General features: G+C 35.2%; 6 protein-coding genes. 5 read left to right on the top strand and 1 reads right to left on the bottom strand.

Annotated features, from left to right (window positions below; all coding sequences use genetic code 11):
- The first annotated feature begins 270 nt into the window (after positions 1 to 270).
- Both ACTTG8_RS09215 and ACTTG8_RS09220 read left to right on the top strand, forming a co-directional pair.
- Positions 271 to 1,299, top strand: a complete 1,029-nt coding sequence (locus ACTTG8_RS09215; RefSeq protein ID WP_442561825.1) for a 3-deoxy-7-phosphoheptulonate synthase — start codon at positions 271 to 273, stop codon at positions 1,297 to 1,299.
- Between the two features lie 120 nt (positions 1,300 to 1,419).
- Positions 1,420 to 2,535: an FAD:protein FMN transferase gene (locus ACTTG8_RS09220; RefSeq protein WP_442561821.1), complete on the top strand. Its 1,116-nt coding sequence runs from the start codon at positions 1,420 to 1,422 to the stop codon at positions 2,533 to 2,535.
- Positions 2,536 to 2,560: 25 nt separating this feature from the next.
- Here ACTTG8_RS09220 and ACTTG8_RS09225 read toward each other — a convergent pair whose 3' ends face one another.
- Positions 2,561 to 4,594, bottom strand: coding sequence for a leucine-rich repeat domain-containing protein (locus ACTTG8_RS09225; RefSeq protein WP_442561822.1), 2,034 nt, complete (start codon positions 4,592 to 4,594; stop codon positions 2,561 to 2,563).
- Positions 4,595 to 4,712: 118 nt separating this feature from the next.
- Here ACTTG8_RS09225 and ACTTG8_RS09230 point away from each other — a divergent pair, with 118 nt between their 5' ends.
- The 3 genes from ACTTG8_RS09230 to ACTTG8_RS09240 form a co-directional block, all read left to right on the top strand.
- Complete coding sequence (locus tag ACTTG8_RS09230; RefSeq protein ID WP_023353659.1) at positions 4,713 to 4,952, top strand: hypothetical protein; 240 nt, start codon at positions 4,713 to 4,715, stop codon at positions 4,950 to 4,952.
- A gap of 39 nt (positions 4,953 to 4,991) precedes the next feature.
- Positions 4,992 to 6,308: a glucose-6-phosphate isomerase gene (locus ACTTG8_RS09235; protein WP_442561823.1), complete on the top strand. Its 1,317-nt coding sequence runs from the start codon at positions 4,992 to 4,994 to the stop codon at positions 6,306 to 6,308.
- Positions 6,309 to 6,545: 237 nt separating this feature from the next.
- Positions 6,546 to 7,667 (top strand): heavy metal translocating P-type ATPase (locus ACTTG8_RS09240; protein ID WP_442561824.1); only part of this gene is annotated, 1,122 nt, incomplete at its 3' end.

Raw genomic sequence — 7,667 nt, forward strand, 5'->3', positions numbered from 1 at the left:
ATATTATAATATATTTTGAATTTTCAGACAACGACAAAGTGCACAAAGTTTAGAAAGTTTAATGTACAGAATAGACAAAAATATTTATATTTTAAAAAGATAAGTAAGTAGCTGGAATTACAATACTGAATTCACTTTTTTAATTTATTGTAACCCTTGAAAATATTACATTTTCTAGGTTATAATAAACTGATATTAGGCATGAATAATTGGGTATATTATCTTTTGATACCCTAATATTTAAGAATAAAGGTAGGAAAAGATATGGAGATGAATATGAACTTTAAAAGAAAATTACCGGTGCCAAAGGAGCTTAAGGCCGAGTATCCTATTACAGAAGAGATGGGAGAAATAGTAAGAAAGAGGGATAAGGCAGTAAGTGACATAATTATGGGAAAGGATGACAGAATGCTCCTTGTAATAGGACCTTGTTCTGCTGATCACGAAGATCCTGTTATTGACTATATTTCAAGGCTTGCTAAGGTTTATGAAAAGGTGAAGGATAAGATATTTATTGTGCCTAGAATATATACCAATAAGCCTAGAACAGTGGGAACAGGTTACAAGGGGATGCTCCATCAGCCGGATCCTGAAAAAGGTGAGGATATGCTTAAGGGAGTAATTGCAATTAGGAATCTTCATATAAGGGCTATTAAAGAAACAGGCTTTACCTGTGCTGATGAGATGCTCTATCCTGAAAACCACAGATACCTTTCAGATGTACTAAACTATGTGGCCATAGGTGCAAGGTCAGTAGAAAATCAGGGGCATAGGCTTACTACTTCCGGCATAGAAGGTGCAGTTGGAATGAAGAATCCAACAGGTGGTGATCTTACTGTAATGATGAATTCGGTAGTTGCAGCCCAAAGTGCTCATACCTTCCTTTACAGAGGCTGGGAAGTAGAGTCTACAGGTAATCCACTTGCCCATACCATACTTAGAGGTGCAGTAGATAAATATGGAAGAAATATTCCTAATTATCATTATGAGGACTTGCAGGAGGTAATCAGGCTTTATGCAGAAAGAAATCTTGCAAATCCGGCTATTGTAGTAGATACCAATCATGCTAACTCAGGTAAACAGTTTATAGAACAGATTCGTATAAGCAAGGATGTGCTCCATAGCAGGAATGTGTCTGATGATATAAGGAAAATAGTTAAAGGACTTATGATAGAAAGCTACATTGAGGACGGATGCCAAAAGGAAAATGAGCATATATATGGTAAATCCATTACAGACCCTTGTCTTGGTTGGGAAAAGACAGAAAGACTGATTTATGATTTAGCAGATATGTGGTAAGAATAATATAAGATAAATAAAAGCATAAAAATCATCTGCAAGATAGTTTGCAAAAGAATTTTTGTGCTTTTTGTATGAAAAATATTAGTAAAATAAGATTGTGTAAAGTTGGAATTAAAAATGAGAAAAATTATCATTAAAAAAATAAGTATATCACTATGCACACTTATAGTAAGCTGTCTGACCTCTTGCAGTAATGAAAGTTTGAATGTAAGGAATGATAAGCCAAACATAAACAAAGCTGTTGCAATTAGCAGTGAGCTAGGTTCTGTAATAGATGTAGAGAGGGAAGAAACCTCAGAAAGTGAGATATTTGCCCTTGATACAGTTATAACAATGAAGGTTTATGGAAGTAAAAGAGAGGAAGTCTTAAAAAAACTTGAAACCAAAATTATTGAACTTGATAATCTTCTTAGCACTGGTAAAGCAGACAGTGAAGTAAGTGGGTTGAATAGGGAGGGGCAGGCTGTGCTTTCAAGTACAAGTGCTGTTCTTTTAAAAAAATCTTTGGAGCTTAATAAAAAAACAGGTGGAATTTTTGATATAACTGTTTATCCTCTTATGGAATTGTGGGGATTTCCAACTAAAAATTATAAAGTGCCTTCAGAGAAAGAGATAAAGACTGTACTGAGTAACATCGGTGTGGATAAGGTTATTTTTAATGAAAATACTAATGAGATTTTATTTAAGAACAAAAAAATGAAAATAGATTTTGGAGGAATCGGGAAGGGGTATATCACCGATGAACTTGTTAAAGTTTTAACAGAAGAAGGGGTGGAATCTGCTATTATAAATCTTGGAGGGAATGTATTTGGCCTAAATAAAAAACCAGATGGTTCTCTTTGGAATGTGGCAGTAAGAGATCCTAACGAGCCTGAAAAATATATGCTTGCAATAAGAATAGAAAATAGTGCAGTAATTACCTCCGGAGGTTATGAAAGATATTTTGAAGAAGATGGGGTGAGGTACCACCATATCTTAGATCCGAGAACTGGGAGGCCGAGTGATAGCGGACTTAAGTCTGTAAGCATAGTCAGTAGGGATGGAACTCTTGCTGATACGCTATCAACTAGCCTCTTTGTTATGGGTGAGGATGGGGCAATCAAATATTGGAAAGAGAATGGAAGTGATTTTGATATCATTCTCTTTACCAATGATAATAGGCTCTTAGTGAGTGAAGGAATAAAAGATCAAGTTGTGACTGATAGGTATGCGATGTGGACAATAAGCAGGTAGGTGATGAAGTTATATTAGTATAATATTACTCGCTTATTTTAACTTTTTCAGGTAGTAAATCTAAATTTACAATCTGTCCCTTATCACAAATTAAACTTTTCAATTTCTTTAGGCTTAACAGCTTAGATATGTCAGTGACATAATTGTCAGAGATATTCAAAATCTCCAAATCGGGCATTTTGCTAACAAACTTCAAATCCTGAATATGAGAATGTGAAACATTAAGTTTCTTTAATTTAGGGAAACAGGATAGAAATTTGTTAGCATAAACTCCTAATTTTTCTACAGTTCCACTATCGGTATCTAGATTATAAATCTCGGCTGCACCGGTATCAAGTTCTTTAAGCACTTTGTTCTTTTTTAATCTGTTTATGGACAGATTTATGTAGCTTGAACCGGTATCGTACGGTTGGATTTGCAGTTTTGTGACCTGAGGTAGTGAAAATATATCAGTATAATCACCATAGTGTGCAAGACAGTCATATCCAAATATGAGAGTCCTAAGCTTTGGAAGTTTTGATAAGCACTGCGCCATATCCTCTTTTTGTGCCCAGTTATAGCCTTGAAGTTCGACTTCTGTAAGTTCTTTAAGTCCCAATAGAGGTTTAAAGGAATAATAGTCTGAGGTTTCGTAGATGAACAGTTTTTTTATGGACTTAAGACCGGAAATTATGTCTAAATGTCCGGATTCTATTTTTACATTGCTTAGGGCAGTAAGTTTATTAAGCTTTGGATATTTAAGGTCAAAATTCCAAATATAGGCTATGTCAAGTGATTTTAAGCTGGTCAAGGTAGCTAAGGCACTTACATCTGATAAATCATGACAGCTATCAAGAGATAACTCTGTAAGAGAGAGGGAGTTCTTAAGTCCGTTTAGACTTATAATAGGGCAGTCTTCAATATATAGACTCTTTAAGTTTGGCATATTTTTAACAAAGTCAAGAGTCTTCAAATCTTTTACATCATCAAAAGCAATTTCTTCAAGTTGTGGCATGCCGGAAAATACATTAAAATGCTCAAATTTGGTATCAAAACCATTTATGCTAAGTGTTTTTAATTTAGTAAGTGCAGATAGTCCTGCCAAATCCCAAGATTCTCCTGAAGAAAAACTAAGACTGAGTTTCTCAAGGTCAGGAAATGAGGAGAGAAAGGTCAAATCCTTAGCAAACTTTTTATTTATATTTCTAGAACTTAAGGTTTTTAATTTGGTAAACTTCTTTAGTTCAGTCAGGTATTCTTCATCGTCTACATAGGTACTTCCAAGTCCGTAGATATTTTCTATATCATAGAATAAAGGAAGATATTTAAGGGATTCGCCGGAGGAGCCTGTATAATAATGAAGGTTTTTAAGATTGCTAAAATCTACAGTATTGTATTGAACGGCTGGATTTATATCAGATTCATTGCTTAAATCTAAAGATTCCAAACCTGTAAATACCTGAACATCTTCTTCAATAATATTTTCTGTTCCTTTAATGGTTATGGTATTAGGCTTTACAGGAGTACCGTATTCCCCAGTTTTTTTGGCATAAGTAAAGAGCCAAGGAGTGTCGGCAGTTTTAGATGAAATGCTTTTAACAGGCTGTCTGCGTATTTTTAAATATTTAATAGACGAATATTCAGCATTTGTAATTTCAGACAGGGATTTTTTAAAAACAATTTCTACAAACTCTTTCACAGCTTTGCTTTCAGGAACAGTGTGATATTCGTAAGCAGATTCAGGAGTTAAGACTTCACTTGGCATCATAGAGCCTATGTCATATATTATATTATGTCTAGATAGAGTAGGAGTGAAGATAAGTATGGCAGCAATTATAGCTATAATAATTCCTAATACAGGAGCAAGATTATTCGTTGAGGTATAATTGTTTACAGTAGATTTTTTTGTATCACCTATGTGAACTTCTTTAATATTGATTGTCTGATTTATATTAGGCTGTTCCTCTTCAAGAAAAAATTTGGTTCCACAAAATGGACATATGGTAAAATCACCTTGTTCTTCTTTTTTTATGTCAAGTGTTCCTGAACAGTGTGGGCATTTCAGGCTTATCAGTTTCATTTAACCCTTCCTTTCTAATCTTTAGTTTCAATAGTTATTATAAACCTATCTTGACAAATCATCAATAAGGTATGATAATCTAAGCAGTAAATTATAATATTTCATAGGAGGAAATAGTATGAAGATAACGAATATTAACAATATCGAAAAGTTCTTCCAGTTAGTTGATAAATGTAGTGGTAAGGTGGAGCTTGTAACAAATGAAGGTGACCGCCTAAACCTTAAGTCAAAGCTTTCGCAGTATGTTTCCCTTGCTAATATTTTTTCATCAGGCACAATACCTGAAATGGAAATAGTAGCTTATGAGCCGGAGGATACAAAGAAACTGATTGAATTTATGATGAATGATAACGGCTGATTAATTTTATAAGCAAATAAAAAATAAGGAGAATTTACAGTGAATACAATAGGATTTTGTTATAAAAATGCAGAGAAATTCATAGGTAAACATGAAATAGAGAGTATTAAGCCAGCTGTTTTAGATGCGGCTAAACGTCTTACAGAAAAAAATGGTGACGGAAAGGACTTCCTTGGCTGGATAGACCTTCCTGTAAACTATGATAAAGAAGAATTTGCAAGAATTAAAAAGGCGGCGGAGAAGATTAGAAATGATTCCGATATTCTCTTTGTAATAGGTATCGGTGGTTCTTATCTTGGTGCAAGGGCTGCGATAGACTTTGTAAAACATAGTTTTTATAATGATTTATCCAAAGAACAGCGTAAAGCTCCGCAGATTTATTATGTAGGTAACAGCATGAGCGGTGCTTATATAGAGGAGTTGATTGACCTTATAGGAGATAAAGACTTTTCTGTAAATGTAATTTCAAAATCTGGTACAACTACAGAGGCTGCGGTTGCATTCAGAGTATTCAGAGAACTTACTGAAAAGAAATACGGTAAGGAGGGTGCGGCTAAGAGGATTTATTCTACCACAGATAAGGCTCGTGGTGCACTTAAGACACTTTCAGACGAAGAGGGTTATGAGTGCTTTGTAATTCCTGATGATGTAGGTGGTCGTTTCTCAGTGCTTACTGCAGTAGGTCTTCTTCCAATAGCTGCAAGTGGAGCTGATATTGATAAGCTTATGGAAGGTGCGGCACATTTTAGAGAAACCTGTTTAAGCAAAGATTATGCAGAAAACCCTGCACTTATTTATGCAGCAGTTAGAAATATTCTTTATAGAAAAGGCAAGAGTGTTGAGATTCTTGCAAACTACGAGCCTAGTCTTCACTTTATTTCAGAGTGGTGGAAACAGCTCTATGGAGAGAGCGAGGGTAAAGACCAAAAGGGTATCTTCCCTGCATCAGTTGATCTTACTACAGATCTCCATTCTATGGGACAGTTTATTCAGGATGGAGCAAGGCTTATGTTTGAGACGGTGCTTAAGGTAGAAAAACCTAGAAGAGATTTTACTCTTAAGAGTGCTGAAAATGATATAGACTGTCTCAATTACCTTTCAGGAAAGACTATGGACTATGTAAATAAGTGTGCTATGGAAGGAACTATTGCAGCTCATGTAGAGGGAAATGTACCAAATCTCCTTATAGAGATACCTGAGCAGACTGAGTTCCATCTTGGTGAACTTTTCTACTTCTTTGAATTTGCAGTAGGTGTAAGCGGTTATATGCTCGGTATCAATCCGTTTGACCAGCCGGGTGTGGAGTTTTATAAGGCAAATATGTTCAGACTTCTTGGTAAACCGGGTGCAAAATAAAATTAAAATTAACTCACAATTAAGATTAAAGTTGTAAAAGATTTCCCTCCTTGACTTTTTAGTTAAGGAGGGTTAAACTTTATATAAATAAATTGTGTGCAATGAAATTTTGTAAGCATAGACATTTTATCAAGGAACACTACACACTTTTTTACGCCTTATAGAAGGCTTGAAACATAACCAGAGGAGTTATCTTTGAGAAAATGATATGCAAGCAATATAGAAAGCAGGTGGAAATTGAAAAAAGAAACCTACAATATAACAGGTATGTCCTGTGCAGCCTGCCAAGCGGCTGTAACGAGGGCTGTAGAAAAACTTGAGGGTACTGAGAATGTAAATGTTAATCTTATGCAAAACAAGATGACGGTGGAACTATCTGATGGTCTTACAGATGAAATGATAATCAAAGCCGTAACAGATGCAGGTTATGGGGCAAATGTGCTTAGAAAAGGAAAAACGATAAGTAAAGTTAATTCTACAGATGTAGTGGAAGATTTTTCAGAAGAACTAAAAAGAAGAGCAGTAATTTCTTTTATATTTTTAATTCCACTTATGTACTTTGGAATGGGGGGGATGTTTGGTGCTCCATTTCCGAGTCCTTTTATGGGAGATAGTGGGAAACTTTTGTTGGCACTTACTCAGTTGCTTTTAGTAATTCCTATTATTTTTACAGGAAGAAAATTTTTTATAAGTGGCATAAAGCATCTTATTAAGAAAAGTCCTAATATGGATACATTAATAGCTATAGGCTCAGGAGCCTCATTTTTATATAGCTTGTATTCACTTTATGCAATGGCATATTTTATTTCTATAGGTAGTACGAAGGATTCTATACCCTTTGCAATGAATCTTTATTTTGATTCGGCAGGTACTATACTTACCTTAATTACTCTTGGAAAATTTCTTGAGGCAAGGAGTAAGAAGAAGACTACTGAGGCTATAAGTAAGCTAGTAAAGCTAATGCCTGACATGGCAATGATTATGAAAGATGGAAAAGAGACTCAGGTTTTGGTTACGGAGGTTGAAACGGGGGATTTAGTTGTAGTAAAAGCCGGAGAAACTTTACCTGTAGATGGAGTTGTAGTAAGTGGAAGTGGAGCAGTTGACGAGGCAATGGTGACAGGTGAGAGCATACCTGTAGATAAAATAGCAGGTGATAGGGTAGTGGGCGGAACTATAAGTTGTTCAGGATATTTTATATTTGAGGCAACTAATGTAGGAGAAGATACAGCTCTTTATAAGATAATTTCTCTGGTGGAGGAGGCTGCCGGCTCTAAAGCCCCTATTTCAAGACTTGCAGATAAGATAAGTGGAGTATTTGTCCCAGTGGTGATGGGAATTTCTTTAGTGACTTTTATA

This window comes from Catonella sp. (genome assembly GCF_052173895.1).
In the GTDB taxonomy this organism is placed as follows: Bacteria; Bacillota; Clostridia; order Lachnospirales; family Lachnospiraceae; genus Catonella.